The organism is Pseudomonas glycinis, from assembly GCF_054871425.1.
Map to the genome: position 1 here is coordinate 156,051 of NZ_JBTYHF010000010.1, position 15,897 is coordinate 171,947.

General features: G+C 57.2%; 15 protein-coding genes. All 15 read right to left on the reverse strand.

What is annotated here, in order from left to right:
• Nucleotides 1–115 precede the first annotated feature (115 nt).
• The gene (locus ACYSTU_RS22985; protein WP_499001785.1) at nt 116–1,123 is read right to left on the reverse strand and encodes a glycosyltransferase family 2 protein; all 1,008 of its coding nucleotides are present in this window, start codon (nt 1,121–1,123) and stop codon (nt 116–118) included.
• A 312-nt stretch (nt 1,124–1,435) separates the two neighbouring features.
• On the reverse strand, nt 1,436–2,398 hold the full coding sequence (locus ACYSTU_RS22990; RefSeq protein ID WP_499001919.1) for a UDP-glucose 4-epimerase family protein: 963 nt from the start codon (nt 2,396–2,398) through the stop codon (nt 1,436–1,438).
• Entirely contained in the window at nt 2,395–3,318 is a 924-nt protein-coding gene (locus ACYSTU_RS22995) for a glycosyltransferase (RefSeq protein ID WP_499001788.1), read from the reverse strand. The genes ACYSTU_RS22990 and ACYSTU_RS22995 overlap by 4 nt, the downstream gene beginning before the upstream one ends.
• Nucleotides 3,319–3,374: 56 nt before the next feature.
• Nucleotides 3,375–4,265 (reverse strand): glucose-1-phosphate thymidylyltransferase RfbA, encoded by an 891-nt coding sequence (gene rfbA, locus ACYSTU_RS23000; protein WP_499001790.1) that lies wholly within the window; start codon nt 4,263–4,265, stop codon nt 3,375–3,377.
• Nucleotides 4,262–5,155, reverse strand: coding sequence for a dTDP-4-dehydrorhamnose reductase (gene rfbD / locus ACYSTU_RS23005; protein WP_499001792.1), 894 nt, complete (start codon nt 5,153–5,155; stop codon nt 4,262–4,264). Before rfbD ends, rfbA begins: the two co-directional genes overlap by 4 nt.
• Nucleotides 5,152–6,228 (reverse strand): dTDP-glucose 4,6-dehydratase, encoded by a 1,077-nt coding sequence (gene rfbB / locus ACYSTU_RS23010; protein ID WP_499001795.1) that lies wholly within the window; start codon nt 6,226–6,228, stop codon nt 5,152–5,154. The genes rfbD and rfbB overlap by 4 nt, the downstream gene beginning before the upstream one ends.
• 223 nt (nt 6,229–6,451) lie before the next feature.
• Entirely contained in the window at nt 6,452–6,691 is a 240-nt protein-coding gene (locus ACYSTU_RS23015; RefSeq protein WP_499001798.1) for a LapA family protein, read from the reverse strand.
• A gap of 30 nt (nt 6,692–6,721) precedes the next feature.
• Nucleotides 6,722–7,018: an integration host factor subunit beta gene (ihfB, locus tag ACYSTU_RS23020; protein ID WP_007950920.1), complete on the reverse strand. Its 297-nt coding sequence runs from the start codon at nt 7,016–7,018 to the stop codon at nt 6,722–6,724.
• 153 nt (nt 7,019–7,171) lie between these two features.
• Entirely contained in the window at nt 7,172–7,450 is a 279-nt protein-coding gene (locus ACYSTU_RS23025) for a hypothetical protein (RefSeq protein WP_110646032.1), read from the reverse strand.
• A gap of 192 nt (nt 7,451–7,642) precedes the next feature.
• On the reverse strand, nt 7,643–9,328 hold the full coding sequence (gene rpsA, locus ACYSTU_RS23030) for a 30S ribosomal protein S1 (protein WP_016770920.1): 1,686 nt from the start codon (nt 9,326–9,328) through the stop codon (nt 7,643–7,645).
• A gap of 119 nt (nt 9,329–9,447) precedes the next feature.
• On the reverse strand, nt 9,448–10,137 hold the full coding sequence (gene cmk / locus ACYSTU_RS23035) for a (d)CMP kinase (protein WP_024013869.1): 690 nt from the start codon (nt 10,135–10,137) through the stop codon (nt 9,448–9,450).
• Entirely contained in the window at nt 10,134–12,341 is a 2,208-nt protein-coding gene (locus ACYSTU_RS23040) for a bifunctional prephenate dehydrogenase/3-phosphoshikimate 1-carboxyvinyltransferase (protein WP_499001922.1), read from the reverse strand. The genes cmk and ACYSTU_RS23040 overlap by 4 nt, the downstream gene beginning before the upstream one ends.
• Nucleotides 12,342–12,369: 28 nt before the next feature.
• On the reverse strand, nt 12,370–13,482 hold the full coding sequence (gene hisC / locus ACYSTU_RS23045; protein WP_499001803.1) for a histidinol-phosphate transaminase: 1,113 nt from the start codon (nt 13,480–13,482) through the stop codon (nt 12,370–12,372).
• 13 nt (nt 13,483–13,495) lie between these two features.
• Nucleotides 13,496–14,590, reverse strand: a complete 1,095-nt coding sequence (gene pheA, locus ACYSTU_RS23050; RefSeq protein WP_281881386.1) for a prephenate dehydratase — start codon at nt 14,588–14,590, stop codon at nt 13,496–13,498.
• The gene (gene serC, locus ACYSTU_RS23055; RefSeq protein WP_038860448.1) at nt 14,590–15,675 is read right to left on the reverse strand and encodes a 3-phosphoserine/phosphohydroxythreonine transaminase; all 1,086 of its coding nucleotides are present in this window, start codon (nt 15,673–15,675) and stop codon (nt 14,590–14,592) included. Before serC ends, pheA begins: the two co-directional genes overlap by 1 nt.
• Nucleotides 15,676–15,897 lie beyond the last annotated feature (222 nt).

A 15,897-nucleotide genomic window follows, 5' to 3' on the forward strand; every position in this document is an offset into this window, starting at 1 on the left:
CGTTAAAACCTCAAAAAGACCGAGGGAGGTCAGCTTGCTCAGCAAACTCTCTCGATCCATGACTATGTGAATTACCACAAGATTATTCCTGATAGGAGCCAGAGCAATGTTTGTGTCAAATGCCATTGAAAAGCGTCGCCAGTACCAGTCCCAAGTTGCCCCATAGGGATTGCCGGTAAACCCCGGATCGTCGTAACCAGATGAATCGGGCCATTCCGCGTGAGCGACGCGCCCGCTGAAAAAGATCAAGCTTCATCCTGCTTTCTTCATTGAGCTGCAATCGGATCGTTTCCAGCGCCGACATATTCTTGTGGTTCCAGCCTCGGAAACGGCCACGGAACAACATGCGTAAACGTCCCATCTGCGCAATCAGGCCCGACGTCGAACCGATCAGGTTCGCATCATGCTGTCGGTAAAGAACGGTTGGAGAAGAATCATAAAAAACCTGTCCCCCCGCCCCGGTGACAAGAAGATAGGCCCACCAGTCATGGGAGACGATATCCAGGCTTGATCCCGCGCACTGAAACAATTGCCGGGCGACATCGTTGAACACCATCGTATTGCCCCCGCCGACGCTCTGCACGAGCGCATTGGCAAATCCCACCGGGCGCTTGAACAACGGTGAAAAGCCGATGCGGCCGCCGTGCTCGTCGATCAACTCGGTTCTGCCGCAATACAATGAAGGTGTATCGGGCGCTACTTCCATCAATCGCTGCAGAGCCACCTCCAGCTTGTTTTCCTTCCAGATGTCGTCTTGATCTGCCCAAGCGAAGAAATCAGCATCGATTGACTCATCGCAAGTAACGGCCAGGAAGTTGGCAGCGTACCCACGACCGGGCCCTTTGCGCAGCATTATCCGGTCGTGCCCCCAGCGCTCACCGAATTCATGCAGCAACGCCATCGTGGAATCCGTCGAACCATCGTCCGACACCACTACAAACCAGTGAGGATAAGTTTGTCGCGCAATTGACTCCAGCTGTTGAACCAGAAAACGCTCGCCATTGAAAGTACAGACAAGAACTGCAACACACCCCCTATGCGCCGCGGTTTTTTGCCCACATTCATCCAGGTAGCGGCGATCCAGACCATGGTTCTGGTCAACCGGGGATAGAGGGGTTACCACCGAGCACTCCGTTGCTGAAATGATAAAACTCCGACTGTATGTGCTCGTTCGTTATGTCCACACAAGGACTCGGCAGAACGAGGCGAGAAAAATCCGCGATTATAACGACGAAGGTTTGACATTTGATAGCCCAGTGACATTGTCGCTTTCATCCCTTGATGCAGCTTGCAGACAGGGGAAACTGCATGCCTTGATCGCCCTCCCGGATTCCCTCCAGGCGCCACTGCGCATGGGCCGTAGGGTACCAAGCCACGCCCTGACAACAAAGGGTGGCAGTTTGCCAATGTCCGCCCGCTACCGCGCGCCAAGACCTCAATCACGACGCATCGAAGCATGGTGCCCTGCCGTTTTTCGCAATGCCTGTTCGACAGTGATCATCGGGCGCCAGCCGAGCAGGTCACGCGTTTTGTCAATATCCACCTGTAGCGATCCGCACAAACGCTGGGCCAGGTCCGCGCGCCCGATCAGCGCAGCGCCCGCATTCAACAGCCACGAGGGCACAGGCAGCAGGCGCGGTTTCACGCAGAGCGCGACAGCCATGCGCCGGAGCAAATGCGAGGTGGAAAGGTCTTCGCCATCGCTCACCAGAAACACTTGCCCGGCCGCAGCAGGATGACGGATACAAACCTTTATCAAGTCTACGATGTTGCAGATCGCCACGAGACTGCGGCGATTGTCTATCGCCCCGAAGGGCAGCGGTATCCCGCGCTCAAGCCACCGCATCATATTGAAGAAGTTAGCTTTGACGCCGGGACCATAAATCAGTGGTGGTCGAATGATGACAATTTCCATTCCGGTGTCCTGACCGATTTTTCCGAGCGCCTGCTCAGCCTCGAATTTGGATATCCCATAAGGATCGACCGGTGCGGGTGTATCGTCCGCGCAAAAGGCTGCTCCCGACCGGGTCAGCTCACCATTGACCTTGATCGAGCTGATGAAAATGAATCGTTTGACGCCTGACTCTGCCGCATGGCGGGCGAGCCGCTCAGTGCCCTGAACGTTTATCTTTCGAAATGCTTCCAACGGGTCTGCGGACACATCATTCATAACGTGCACTCGCGCTGCACAATGAATAATCGCCTCGACCCCTTCCACAACAGGCAAAGCAGATGGTCCGGCCAAATCGAGTGCGACCACAGGACAAAGTCCACCGAATCTGGATTCACCACGCGTGGCCGCGACAGGCGTAAACTGCTTATCCATGAGCAAACGCAGCACCACGGCCTCACCGAGAAATCCGGACGCACCGGTCACTAACACACGAGGATTGCTCATCTGGATTTCTGTCCGATTGCCGCTGTAGCCCAGCACACACAAAAGAAAAAAAGCTTGTCCCGCAACCGGCGTCGACATTGCCACGCGCTTAGCGAAAGCCTGAGTAACTGCCGACGCGCCAACGAAAACCAGCTTCTGACAAACGGATCATTCGCGACTCCGACCAAACGAGCGATCACCTTGACCTGGGAAAACCACCACCCGTCATGGATGCTCTTATAGCGGGCAATCAATGAATTTACCCCCATGTTGGCGCCTACTTGGTTTCGCTCATGCTGGCGGTAGTCCATTGAAGGCTGATCATCAATGAACCATTTGAATCCACGGCTCCGGGCAAACGCATAAAAGTACCAATCGTGAAGAGTGACGCGTTGCAACTCATCCCAATCAGTGAGCGTGGCGGCTTTAAGCCTGCTCGCCAGTCGCTGACTCAACACATAGGTACAACCCGGCCCCGCTGCTTCGAACAGGAAATCCCAAGCAGTCTGGGGCTGAGCCTTATCCAGCAAATGCGTTCGACCATCTGGCCAAAATGCAATGACGTTGCTCGAATAGGCATCAACTTGTCGGGTACGAATTTCCTGAATCGCTCGCTCAAGTTTGTTTGGGTACCAGACATCGTCCTGATCAGAGAATGCGATGAAGTCAAAATCTTCGATGGCCGTATCACGGATCAATCTGAAGAAATTTCGTGAAGCTCCACCAAAAGGCCCATCCGCCGCCAACACCACGACACCGGAGTGCCGAGCCGCATAGGCATGGCACCACGACTCGGTTTCATCGACTGAGCAGTCAACACTGATGAAAACGGTTAAGTCCACACCAGTCTGTTGGAGAATTGAATCCAGCTGTTCTTCGATCCATTGCATTCCATTGAATGCCGCCAGCAGAACTGCAACCTTTGGATTGTTTACTGGCATAGATCTCCTGCGGACACTGATTGAACACCTGATTCAAAACAATTCGTCTTTTCGAATCAGTGAGAAGGAGAGTCCAGCAATTTCTGCAGATATTGCCCGTAGCCGGTCTTCTTCAGAGCCTCAGCCTGTTCACCCAACTGAGCAGCCGTAATCCAGTCATTGTGATAGGCGATCTCTTCCAGACAGGCGACCTTTAGCCCCTGACGTTGTTCAATGGTATGAACAAAGTGACTGGCCTCAAGCAGTGAGTCATGAGTACCGGTGTCCAGCCAGGCAAAACCACGCCCGAGCATTTCGACATTCAGCGTCTGCTGCTCGAGGTAAGCGCGGTTCACATCGGTAATTTCCAGCTCGCCACGCTCGGATGGTTTGATTTTCTTGGCGATCTCGACCACCTGATTGTCGTAGAAATACAAGCCTGTTACTGCGTAACTGGATTTCGGCTTCAACGGTTTCTCTTCGATACTCAGGGCTTTGCCCGCACTATCAAACTCCACAACACCAAAACGCTCCGGGTCGGAAACATGGTACCCGAAGACCGTTGCTCCCTGCAGGCGGGTACTGGCGGCGCGCAGATTATCGGAAAAGTGCTGACCGTAGAATATGTTGTCTCCCAGGATCAGGCAGACCGGATCTGCACCAATGAATTCTTCGCCAATGATAAAAGCCTGCGCCAGACCGTCAGGACTTGGCTGAACGGCGTAGGTCAATTGGATGCCGTAACGACTGCCATCACCGAGCAACTTGCGGAAACTCGGCAAATCTTCCGGAGTGGAAATAATCAATATTTCCCGCATCCCCGCAAGCATCAGCACGGACAAGGGATAAAAGATCATCGGCTTGTCGTAGATCGGCAGCATCTGCTTAGAGACGCCTAACGTCAGCGGATGCAATCGGGTGCCCGAACCACCCGCGAGGATGATGCCTTTACGATTTGTCGTGATCATTTGTTCAGAACTTCCCTAAGCATTCGGGTTACACCACTTTGCCAATCCGGCAAGTGTAGAGAAAAATTGTTGCGCAGCTTCTGAGTATTCAAGCGTGAGTTCAGAGGGCGATGCGCAGGTGTTGGGTAGGCCGTTGTTTCGATCGGATTGATCGTCGTCACAGCCAACTCCTCGCCCAAGTATTTTGCGAATTCAATGACGTGACTGGCATAGCCATGCCACGACACTTCGCCCGCAGCAGCCAAGTGATAAAGGCCAGCTAACTCTGGACGCTTGGTAACTTGCTGGATAGCCAACGCCGTTACATCAGCGATCAGATCCGCCCCGGTAGGTGCTCCAATCTGATCGGCAATCACGCTCAACGTCTCGCGATCTTTGGCCAAACGCAGCATTGTCTTTGCGAAATTATTGCCACGAGCACCATAAACCCAGCTGGTGCGGAAAATAAGATGCTTGTAACCCGACGCGATTATTGCCTGCTCGCCGGCGAGCTTGCTGGCGCCATAATGATTCACCGGCGCAACAGGGTCTGTCTCCTGCCATGGCGTGACGCCTTGGCCACTGAAAACATAATCCGTTGAGTAGTGAACCAGCCACGCGCCCAGCGGTGCGGCTTCTTCCGCCATCACGCCACTCGCAAGGCCGTTTACGCGATCTGCCAATTCTGTTTCCGACTCAGCTTTGTCGACCGCCGTATAGGCAGCGGCATTAACAATAACGTCGGGCTTTATCTGACGAATCGCTGCACGCAAGGATTCAAGATTCGACAGATCACCGCTGAGGCCATCAACAAGGTGACGATCAAGAGCGACGAGTTCGCCAAGCGGAGCCAGGGAACGTTGCAGCTCCCAGCCCACCTGACCGTTCTTTCCTAGCAGTAGGATCTTCATGCTTTAGTCGAGCGATCCGCATAGTTTTGATCAATCCACTGCTGGTAGCTGCCGCTCTTCACATGCTCAACCCACTCAGTGTTATTCAGATACCATTCGACAGTTTTGCGGATGCCTGTATCGAAGGTTTCCTCAGGAGTCCAACCCAGCTCACGCTGAATCTTGCTCGCATCAATTGCGTAACGCACGTCATGACCAGGACGGTCCTGAACATAAGTGATCAGGCTGGCATGCGGACGATGGGCAGAATCCGGACGCAATTCATCAAGCAATGCACACAGGGTCCGTACTACTTCAATGTTTTGTTTTTCGTTATGACCACCGATGTTGTAAGTCTCGCCGATGACGCCTTCAGTGACGACTTTGTACAGTGCGCGCGCGTGATCTTCGACATACAGCCAGTCACGAACCTGGTTGCCTTTGCCGTACACCGGCAGCGGCTTGCCTTCCAGTGCATTGAGGATGATCAGCGGGATCAGCTTCTCTGGGAAGTGGCACGGGCCGTAGTTGTTCGAGCAGTTGGTAACCAGTGTCGGCAGGCCGTAAGTACGCGCCCAGGCACGGACCAGGTGGTCGGAGCTGGCCTTGCTGGCCGAGTATGGCGAGCTTGGCTGGTAAGGCGTTGTTTCGGTGAAGAGGTCTTCCGGACCTTCAAGGTCTCCGTAGACTTCGTCAGTCGAGATGTGGTGGAAGCGGAAATTGGCTTTGCGGGTGTCGTCCAGAGCAGCCCAGTAGTGCCGCGCTGCTTCGAGTAGCGTGTAGGTGCCAATAATGTTGGTCTGGATGAATTCGGACGGGCCGGAGATCGAGCGGTCAACGTGGGATTCTGCGGCCAGGTGCATTATTGCATCCGGTTGATGCTCACGCAGGACACGGTCGATCTGATCACGATCGCAGATATCGACACGTTCGAAAGCGTAACGCGTATTCTGGCTGACCTCTGCCAACGACTCCAGATTGCCGGCGTAGGTCAATTTATCGACGTTGACGACAGAATCGGAGGTATTGGAGATGATGTGACGGATGACTGCCGAGCCAATGAAGCCGGCACCGCCGGTAACTAGAATTTTCACGCGAAACGATACCCTTGAGCTGCGGACAGCGCTGCGAGCGAGCGCGGTCTAATCCATGAATGCAGAAGCCACTATCAGTTGGCATCCGTCAGAGTCAGTCTGAATCGACATGCATTAAGGCACGATCGAACAAGGGACGCATTTTACAGCTTAATGATGCTTTTACTAATGGATAAAGACAGGCTGAGGCGCAATTTCGACAGATGCCGTGCGCCTGTCGCCTTTAGACCAGTCGCTTGCGTCCAGCTCTGGACGAACGTCCAAGAAACCAGCCCAAAATTGGACCGATGAGCATGCCGATCAGCAACGCCAACACCGCAACAACCGACACCGGCAACTGCGGGCCGGCAAAACCCAGAAACAAAAGCGAAACCGATTGCTGGTTTTCCAGCACAAACGCCAGAACTACCAGAACCATCAGCAGAAGAAAAACGCCAAGCAGTATGCGTTTGAGGTTACGCATTCACGCCCCCTTGAATTTGAATAGCGAAGATCAAGCGCCCTCCTCCTCTTCCTCATTCACGCGGTCACGCAATTCTTTACCCGGCTTGAAGTGCGGAACGAATTTACCGTCCAGACTTACCGACTGGCCGGTCTTTGGATTGCGGCCGACGCGCGGTGCGCGGTAGTGCAGTGAGAAGCTACCAAATCCACGGATCTCGATACGATCACCGGTGGCGAGGCACTGAGACATTTGTTCAAGCATGGTCTTGATGGCCAGCTCCACATCCTTGGATGAGAGTAGCCCTTGATGGGTGACAATTCGTTCGATCAACTCCGACTTCGTCATATTTTTCCCTTCTTTTTCAAGCAGCTAGATCAGCGCTTGAAAGGTTTTAGCATGCCCGGAAGATTTTGAACAGCCCAGGGATTGACATATCTTTCCCGGGGTCAAAACGCCCATTTTCAGGGCACTCCAGTGGCGAGTCGGATCGCCGCTGCCCTAACGACACATCACCAGCATGGTCCGGGTCACGAAGCCCGCCGGATTAAAGCCAAACGGGTATTCGTCTTCATCTTTGGCATCGTCAGAACGTGTGATGACCTTGTAGCCCTTGCCTTTGCACTCCTTCGCCGCACGCTTCTGGCACTTTTCCCAACCGGAACCCAACCCGGAGCAATCGACCTCGATACCGCTGACGCCGCGCACCGCATGGGTTTTCGCACTGGTGGTGCACCCTGCCAGCGCCAAGACCACTGCAACAACAAGTAACTTGTTCATCCACTTCCTTATGCCAGGCAAGCCTGACGACTAATGCTCAAGATCAAGCTTAGTCGCGAATAGGCGATTGATCCGATTAAAGAAACAGACCCGCAGGCGAAGCCATCGGTTTCATGCACGGACGTACAAAGACCAAATCGCAGGCACAAAAAAGGGCGACCGAAGTCGCCCTTTTTAATGATCAAGCAGAACTCAGTTCTGTTTGGCCATTGCTTGACGCAGCAGTGCCGCCATAGTGGTGTCAGCTGCTTCGCCTTCCGGAGCTGCTTTCAGGCTCTGGATGGCTTCTTTCTCTTCAGCGTCGTCTTTCGACTTGATCGAGAGCTGGATTACGCGGCTCTTGCGGTCAACGCTGATGATCTTGGCTTCAACTTCCTGGCCTTCTTTCAGAACGTTGCGCGCGTCTTCAACGCGGTCACGGCTGATTTCGGAGGCTTTCAGGGTAGCTTCGATGTCGTCGGCCAGAACGATGATGGCGCCTTTGGCGTCAACTTCTTTCACGGTACCGGTCACGATAGCGCCCTTGTCGTTAACCGAGACGTACTCGGAGAACGGATCGCTTTCCAGTTGCTTGATGCCCAGGGAGATGCGCTCGCGCTCTGGGTCAACCGACAGGATGACGGTGTCCAGCTCGTCGCCCTTCTTGAAACGACGTACGGCTTCTTCGCCCACTTCGTTCCAGGAGATGTCGGACAAGTGAACCAGACCGTCGATGCCGCCGTCCAGACCAATGAAGATACCGAAATCGGTGATCGACTTGATGGTGCCGGAGATCTTGTCGCCCTTGTTGAACTGGCCAGAGAAGTCTTCCCATGGGTTCGACTTGCACTGTTTGATGCCCAGGGAGATACGACGACGCTCTTCGTCGATGTCCAGAACCATGACTTCCACTTCGTCGCCGACTTGTACGACTTTCGAAGGGTGGATGTTCTTGTTGGTCCAGTCCATTTCCGAAACGTGTACCAGACCTTCAACGCCCTCTTCCAGCTCAGCGAAGCAGCCGTAGTCGGTCAGGTTGGTAACACGAGCGGTTACGCGAGTGCCTTCTGGGTAACGGGCTTTGATAGCAACCCATGGATCTTCGCCCAGTTGCTTCAGGCCCAGGGAGACACGGTTGCGTTCGCGATCGTATTTCAGAACCTTGACGTCGATTTCGTCACCAACGTTGACGATCTCGGAAGGATGCTTGATGCGCTTCCAGGCCATGTCGGTGATGTGCAGCAGGCCGTCCACGCCACCCAGATCGACGAATGCGCCGTAATCGGTGAGGTTTTTGACGATACCTTTGACTTGCTGGCCTTCCTGCAGGGATTCCAGCAGAGCTTCACGCTCGGCGGAGTTCTCGGCTTCGAGGACGCTGCGACGGGAAACGACAACGTTGTTGCGCTTCTGGTCCAGCTTGATGACCTTGAATTCCAGCTCTTTGCCTTCCAGGTGCGTGGTGTCGCGCACTGGACGGACGTCAACCAGGGAACCTGGCAGGAACGCACGGATGCCGTTAACGTCGACAGTAAAGCCGCCTTTAACCTTACCGTTGATAACGCCCTTGACCACTTCCTCGGCTGCGAAGGCTGCTTCCAGAACGATCCAGCATTCAGCGCGCTTGGCTTTTTCACGGGACAGCTTGGTTTCGCCAAAGCCGTCTTCAACCGAATCCAGAGCAACGTGAACTTCATCACCAACGTTGATGTTCAGTTCGCCAGCATCGTTGTAGAACTGCTCAAGCGGGATGAGTGCTTCAGACTTCAGACCAGCGTGAACGGTTACCCAGCGAGCCTGGTAATCGATATCAACGATAACACCGGTGATGATGGAGCCTGCCTGAAGGTTCAGGGTTTTCAGGCTTTCTTCAAAGAGTTCCGCAAAGCTTTCGCTCATTTTAATTCCTGTAGATGAGGGCGAAGTAAACGCCCATCTCCACACCCCAGACGGTGTGGGTTAGTTTCATTTAAAAGAAGCACCGCAGGACTATGACTGGTCCCCTGCGGCCCTCTTGGTCACCCGGCGATATCGCGAATGGCGATCTCGCTCATGATGCGTTCAAGCACCTGATCGATGGAAAGCTCCGTGGAATCCAGCTGAATCGCGTCGGCCGCCGGCTTGAGCGGGGCTACTGCGCGCTGGGTGTCACGCTCATCGCGTGCACGGATCTCATCTAGCAGACTCGACAGACTAACACCCTCGACTTTACCCTTCAACTGCAAATATCGACGGCGCGCCCGCTCCTCGGCACTGGCGGTGAGGAAAATCTTCAGTGGTGCATCCGGAAAAACCACCGTGCCCATGTCGCGACCGTCGGCCACCAGGCCCGGCGCTTCCTGGAAAGCACGCTGGCGCTGCAGCAGCGCCTCGCGCACAGCGGGCAGCGCAGCCACTTGCGAGGCGCCGGAACCGACACTTTCGGTGCGAATGACATCGCTGACTTCGTCGCCTTCCAGAATGATCCGCTGCAGTTGACCTTCGGTCGCGGCGATGAACTGCACATCCAGATGAGCGGCCAGCGTTTTCAGCAACTCTTCATTGGTCAGGTCGACGCCATGGTTGTGCGCAGCAAACGCGAGCAAGCGATAAAGCGCACCGGAATCCAGCAGGTTCCAGCCCAGACGCTTGGCCAGAATCCCGGCGACCGTGCCTTTGCCGGAGCCGCTTGGCCCATCGATGGTGATGACCGGTGCAATGTTTTTCACGACTGAGCCTCTTGTGCCACACGAATGCCGACTTGCCCGCACAGCGCGAGGAAGTTGGGGAACGAGGTCGCGACGTTGGCACAATCGTGGATGCGGATCGGTGCGGTAGCGCGCAACGAGGCGACGCTGAACGCCATGGCGATACGGTGATCGCCGTGACCGTGCACTTCACCGCCGCCGATCTGGCCGCCGTCGATGATGATGCCGTCCGGGGTCGGTTCGCACTTGACGCCCAGCGCCAGCAAGCCGTCCGCCATGACCTGAATCCGGTCGGATTCCTTGACGCGCAGCTCTTCTGCGCCGGTGAGCACGGTACGCCCTTCGGCGCACGCAGCCGCAACGAACAGGACCGGGAATTCGTCGATCGCCAGCGGCACCAGCGCCTCCGGAATCTCGATACCTTTGAGTTTAGCTGCCCGCACGCGCAAGTCAGCCACTGGCTCGCCGCCGACTTCACGCTGGTTTTCCAGAGTGATATCGGCGCCCATCAGACGCAGGATATCGATCACGCCAGTGCGGGTCGGGTTGATACCGACGTGCTCGAGCACCAGCTCGGAACCCTCGGCGATCGAGGCCGCGACCAAGAAGAATGCCGACGACGAAATATCGCCCGGCACTTCGATGTGAGTCGCGGTGAGCTTGCCGCCGGACTCGACCGAAGCCGTGGCGCCGTCAACGCTGACCGGGTAGCCGAAGCCACGCAGCATGCGCTCGGTGTGATCGCGGGTCGGTGCCGGCTCGGTAACGGTGGTCTTGCCTTCGGCATACAGACCGGCGAGCAGCAGACAGGATTTCACCTGGGCACTGGCCATCGGCATGGTGTAGGTCAGGCCTTTGAGCTTGTGACCACCGCGAATGGTCATCGGTGGACGACCTTCGGCAGCCGTTTCGATCACGGCGCCCATTTCTCGCAGAGGATTAGCCACGCGATTCATCGGACGCTTGGACAGCGAAGCGTCGCCGGTCAAGGTGCTGTCGAAGCTCTGCGCCGCCAGCAGGCCAGAGAGCAGACGCATCGAGGTGCCGGAGTTGCCCAGATAGATCGGGCCCGGCGCAGGTTTCAGGCCGTGCAGACCAACACCGTGGATAGTCACGCGGCCGTGATGCGGGCCTTCGATGACCACGCCCATGTCGCGAAACGCCTGCAAGGTCGCCAGGGCGTCTTCGCCCTCGAGAAAGCCTTCGACTTCGGTGACGCCTTCGGCCAGCGAGCCGAGCATGATCGAACGGTGGGAAATCGATTTGTCACCCGGTACGCGAATCCGACCGGACAGGCGGCCACCAGGTTGAGCCAGGAAGATCAGATCGTTGGAATTCATAGCGTCCACATAGGCCCTGCGGGCCAGGATTTTACTGAAATGCTCGCGGGCAACCCGGGCGCGCGTGAAAACGCCCAATAATTGGTGCCCATCCCCTGCATCGACCGCGTCGCGCAAGGCGTCGAGGTCGCTGCGAAATGTATCGAGTGTGCGCAGGACAGCCTCGCGGTTGGCGAGGAAGATGTCGTGCCACATCACCGGGTCGCTTCCGGCGATTCTTGTGAAATCGCGAAAACCACCGGCAGCGTAACGGAAGATCTCCAGATTTTCATTGCGCTTGGCCAACGAATCGACCAGACCGAAAGCCAGCAGGTGCGGCAGATGACTGGTCGCGGCCAGCACTTCATCGTGACGCTCGACCTGCATGTGCTCGACATCGGCGCCCAGTTCGCGCCACAGGCGATCGACCACCGCCAGTGCGGCAGGATCGGTCTGCTCGAGCGGCGTCAGGATCACCTTGTGCCGGCGGAACAGCTCGGCGTTCGAGGCCTCCACCCCGCTCTGCTCGGAACCGGCAATCGGATGGCCCGGCACGAAACGCGCCGGCATGCCGCCGAACGCCTCGGTTGCCGCGCGCACTACATTGCCTTTGGCACTGCCGACATCCGTAAGAATCGCCTGCCCCAGATCCATAACAGCCAGACGCGCGAGCAGTTTTTCCATGGCCAGAATCGGCACCGCCAGCTGAATCACATCGGCACCGACGCAAGCTGCCGCCAGGTCTTCTTCGCAGCGATCAACCACACCCAATTCGACCGCGAGCTTGCGCGATTGCGGGTCCAGATCGACGCCGACCACTTCACGGCACAGGCCGCTTTCACGCAAACCCTTGGCAAACGAACCACCGATCAACCCCAGACCGACCACCACGAGGCGACCGATCATAGGTGCAGCAGGTTGCAGCGCAGTGACATCAACCACGAGCCAGAACCTTGCGCAGCGCCTCGAGGAAACGGCTGTTTTCTGCCGGCAGACCGATGGTAACCCGCAGGTGGTTCGGCATGCCGTAATTGGCCACCGGACGCACGATCACGCCTTCGCGCAGCAAGCCCTGGAAAATTGGCGCCGCGACCTCGCCGAGATCGACGCAGATGAAGTTGCCTTTGGATTCGATCCAGCCCAGCCCCAGCTCACGGAAACCGGCCTGCAACTGCTGCATGCCGGATTCGTTGAGCTGACGGCTTTGCGCCAGATATTCCTCGTCCTTCAACGCCGCACACGCCGCCGCCAATGCGAGGCTGTTGACGTTGAATGGCTGACGAACGCGGTTCAGCACGTCCGCCACCACAGGTGTCGACAAGCCATAACCGACGCGCAGCGCGGCCAGACCATAGGCCTTGGAGAAGGTGCGCGACACCAGCAGGTTCGGGTACGCCGCGAGGAAGTCGAGACCGTCCGGCAAATCACTGCCTTCGGCGTACTCGATGTAAGCCTCGTCGAGGACTACCAGCACATGCTCGGGAACGTCCTGCAGGAATTCGTCCAGCGCTTCGGCGCCGAACCAGGTGCCGGTCGGGTTGTTCGGGTTGGCGATAAACACCACGCGAGTGTTGGCATCGATGGCTGCGAGCATGGCCGGCAGGTCATGCCCCCAGTCTTTGGCCGGAACTACTTTGGCCTGAGCGCCAACTGCTTGAGTCGCGATCGGATACACCGCGAAGGCGTGCTCACTGAACACCGCATTCAGGCCCGGCGCCAGATAGGCACGCGCAACCAGCTCAAGAATGTCGTTGGAGCCATTGCCCAGCGTGACCTGATTCAGCTCGACGCGGCACTGCTCGGCGAGCAGCGATTTCAGGGCGAAACCATTGCCGTCCGGGTAGCGGGTCAGCTCGGCCAGCTCTTCGCGAATCGCCGCCAATGCCTTCGGGCTGGCGCCCAATGGGTTTTCGTTGCTCGCCAGTTTGACGATTTTTGCCGCATCCAGATCCAGCTCGCGCGCCAGTTCGTCCACAGGCTTGCCCGGAACGTACGGCGAAAGTTGTTGCACGCCCGGCTGTGCCAGAGCGAGGAAGTTGCCACTCATTTGCTACCGCCCCTTAGAGAACTGCTTTCGGGTAGGAACCCAGCACTTTGAGTGCTACTGCTTCCTGACTGATCTTTTCCAGCACACCTTTGATCAACGGATCGCGGTGGTGGCCGACGAAGTCGATGAAGAACACGTAAGTCCATTTGCCGCTGCGCGACGGACGGGTTTCGATGCGCGTCAGGTCAATGCCATTGTCGTGGAACGGCACCAGCAGCTCGTGGAGCGCGCCGGGCTTGTTGCTCATCGACACGATGATCGAGGTCTTGTCGTCGCCGGTAGGCGGCACTTCCTGGTTACCGATCATCAGGAAGCGCGTCGAATTGTCCGGGCGATCTTCGATCTTCTCGGCCAGACGCGTCAGGCCATACAGCCCTGCCGCCATGTCACCAGCGATCGCTGCCGAATTCCACTCACCCTTGACCCGTTTGGCCGCTTCAGCGTTGCTCGATACCGCGACGCGTTCGACATTCGGGTAATGCGCGTCCAGCCACTTGCGGCACTGAGCCAGCGACTGCGCGTGGGAATAGATGCGGCTGATGCTGTCGGTCTTGGTATTTTCGCCGACCAGCAAATGATGGTGGATGCGCAGCTCGACTTCGCCACAGATGACCATGTCGTGCTCGAGGAAGCTGTCCAGCGTGTGGTTGACCGCGCCTTCGGTGGAGTTTTCCACCGGCACCACGCCGAAATTCACCGCACCGGCGGCGACTTCACGGAACACTTCATCGATCGCTGCCATCGGCTTGCTGATCACCGCGTGACCGAAATGCTTCATCGCTGCCGCTTGGGTGAAAGTGCCTTCAGGACCGAGGTACGCGACTTTCAGTGGCTGCTCCAGCGCCAGGCACGAGGACATGATCTCGCGGAACAGCCGCGCCATTTCTTCGTTGCCCAGCGGCCCCTGATTGCGCTCCATCACACGCTTGAGCACCTGAGCTTCGCGCTCGGGACGATAGAACACCGGCACTTCGCCTTCGGCCAGCGAGGCCATCTTCACGCGGGCGACTTCCTGGGCGCAACGCGCACGCTCACTGATCAGATCGAGGACCTTGGTGTCCAGAGCGTCGATGCGAACGCGCAGTGCCTTGAGTTCTTGCTCGGACATCAGCCGTGTTCCTTCTCGAATTCCGCCATGTACGCCACCAGCGCGTTGACCGCAGTGATGTCGACGGCGTTGTAGATGGAGGCGCGCATGCCGCCCACCGAACGGTGACCCTTGAGGTTGAGCAGACCGCGCTCGTCGGCACCGGCGAGGAACGGCTTGTCCAGACGATCGTCAGCGAGACGGAACGGCACGTTCATCCACGAGCGATCCGACTTGTTGATCGGGTTGCTGTAGAGGCCGCTGGCATCGATGAAATCGTACAGGGTGCGCTGCTTGACGTCGTTGAGCTTGGCGATCGCTTCGACGCCGCCCTGCTCTTTCAGCCATTGGAACACCAGACCGGACAGGTACCAGGCCAGCGTCGGCGGGGTGTTGTACATCGAGCCGTTATCAGCCGCGACCTTGTAGTTGAGCATGGTCGGGCACAGCGAGCGGGCCTTGCCCAGCAGGTCTTCGCGGATGATGTTGACGACGATGCCGCTCGGGCCGATGTTCTTCTGCGCGCCGGCGTAGATCATGCCGAAACGCGAAATGTCGACCGGGCGCGAGAGGATGTCCGAAGACATGTCGGCGACCAGCGGCACGTCACCGGTTTGCGGGATCCACTGGAATTCCAGACCGCCGATGGTTTCGTTCGGCGCGTAGTGAACGTACGCGGCGTCTTTCGACAGGTTCCACTCGTTCTGGCCTGGGATGGCGAAATAGTCGTAAGGCTTGGCAGTGGCAGCAACGTTGACGTGGCCATAGCGCGAGGCTTCTTCGATGGCTTTCTGCGACCAGATACCGGTGTCGATGTAGTCGGCCGAGCCGCCTTCAGGCAACAGGTTCAGCGGGATCTGCGCGAACTGCTGGCTGGCGCCGCCCTGCAAAAACAGAACTTTGTAGTTCGACGGGATATTCAGCAGGTCACGCAGATCCTGCTCGGCCTGGGTGGCAATGGACACGAACTCATCGCTGCGATGGCTCATTTCCATGACCGACAGACCCTTGCCGTGCCAATCAAGGAGTTCACCCTGGGCGCGCTGCAGGACAGCTTCAGGCAGCGCCGCCGGACCGGCGCAGAAGTTATAGGCTCGCTTGCTCACATCCAATCTCGCTCTGATTTGGTGGTATCACGCAATAAATCACACTACCGATCAACATGGTCCTGTGGGAGCGAGCCTGCTCGCGAATGCATCACCGCGGTGCTTCAGAGGTACCGCAGCGCCTGCTTTCGCGAGCAGGCTCGCTCCCACAGGGGATCTCCATGATGTCGAAAATTCATACCGGACAAATAACAAGGGGGCGAATTCTCATCCGCCCCCTCG

Bases quoted from the DNA above. Each gene is read 5' to 3' on its own strand.
- ACYSTU_RS22990 (WP_499001919.1), bottom strand. From the start codon at position 2,398: ATGAGCAATCCTCGTGTGTTAGTGACCGGTGCGTCCGGATTTCTCGGT.
- ACYSTU_RS22995 (WP_499001788.1), bottom strand. From the start codon at position 3,318: ATGCCAGTAAACAATCCAAAGGTTGCAGTTCTGCTGGCGGCATTCAAT.
- rfbA (WP_499001790.1), bottom strand. From the start codon at position 4,265: ATGATCACGACAAATCGTAAAGGCATCATCCTCGCGGGTGGTTCGGGC.
- rfbD (WP_499001792.1), bottom strand. From the start codon at position 5,155: ATGAAGATCCTACTGCTAGGAAAGAACGGTCAGGTGGGCTGGGAGCTG.
- ACYSTU_RS23015 (WP_499001798.1), bottom strand. From the start codon at position 6,691: ATGCGTAACCTCAAACGCATACTGCTTGGCGTTTTTCTTCTGCTGATG.
- ihfB (WP_007950920.1), bottom strand. From the start codon at position 7,018: ATGACGAAGTCGGAGTTGATCGAACGAATTGTCACCCATCAAGGGCTA.
- ACYSTU_RS23025 (WP_110646032.1), bottom strand. From the start codon at position 7,450: ATGAACAAGTTACTTGTTGTTGCAGTGGTCTTGGCGCTGGCAGGGTGC.
- rpsA (WP_016770920.1), bottom strand. From the start codon at position 9,328: ATGAGCGAAAGCTTTGCGGAACTCTTTGAAGAAAGCCTGAAAACCCTG.
- ACYSTU_RS23040 (WP_499001922.1), bottom strand. From the start codon at position 12,341: ATGATCGGTCGCCTCGTGGTGGTCGGTCTGGGGTTGATCGGTGGTTCG.
- hisC (WP_499001803.1), bottom strand. From the start codon at position 13,482: ATGAGTGGCAACTTCCTCGCTCTGGCACAGCCGGGCGTGCAACAACTT.
- pheA (WP_281881386.1), bottom strand. From the start codon at position 14,590: ATGTCCGAGCAAGAACTCAAGGCACTGCGCGTTCGCATCGACGCTCTG.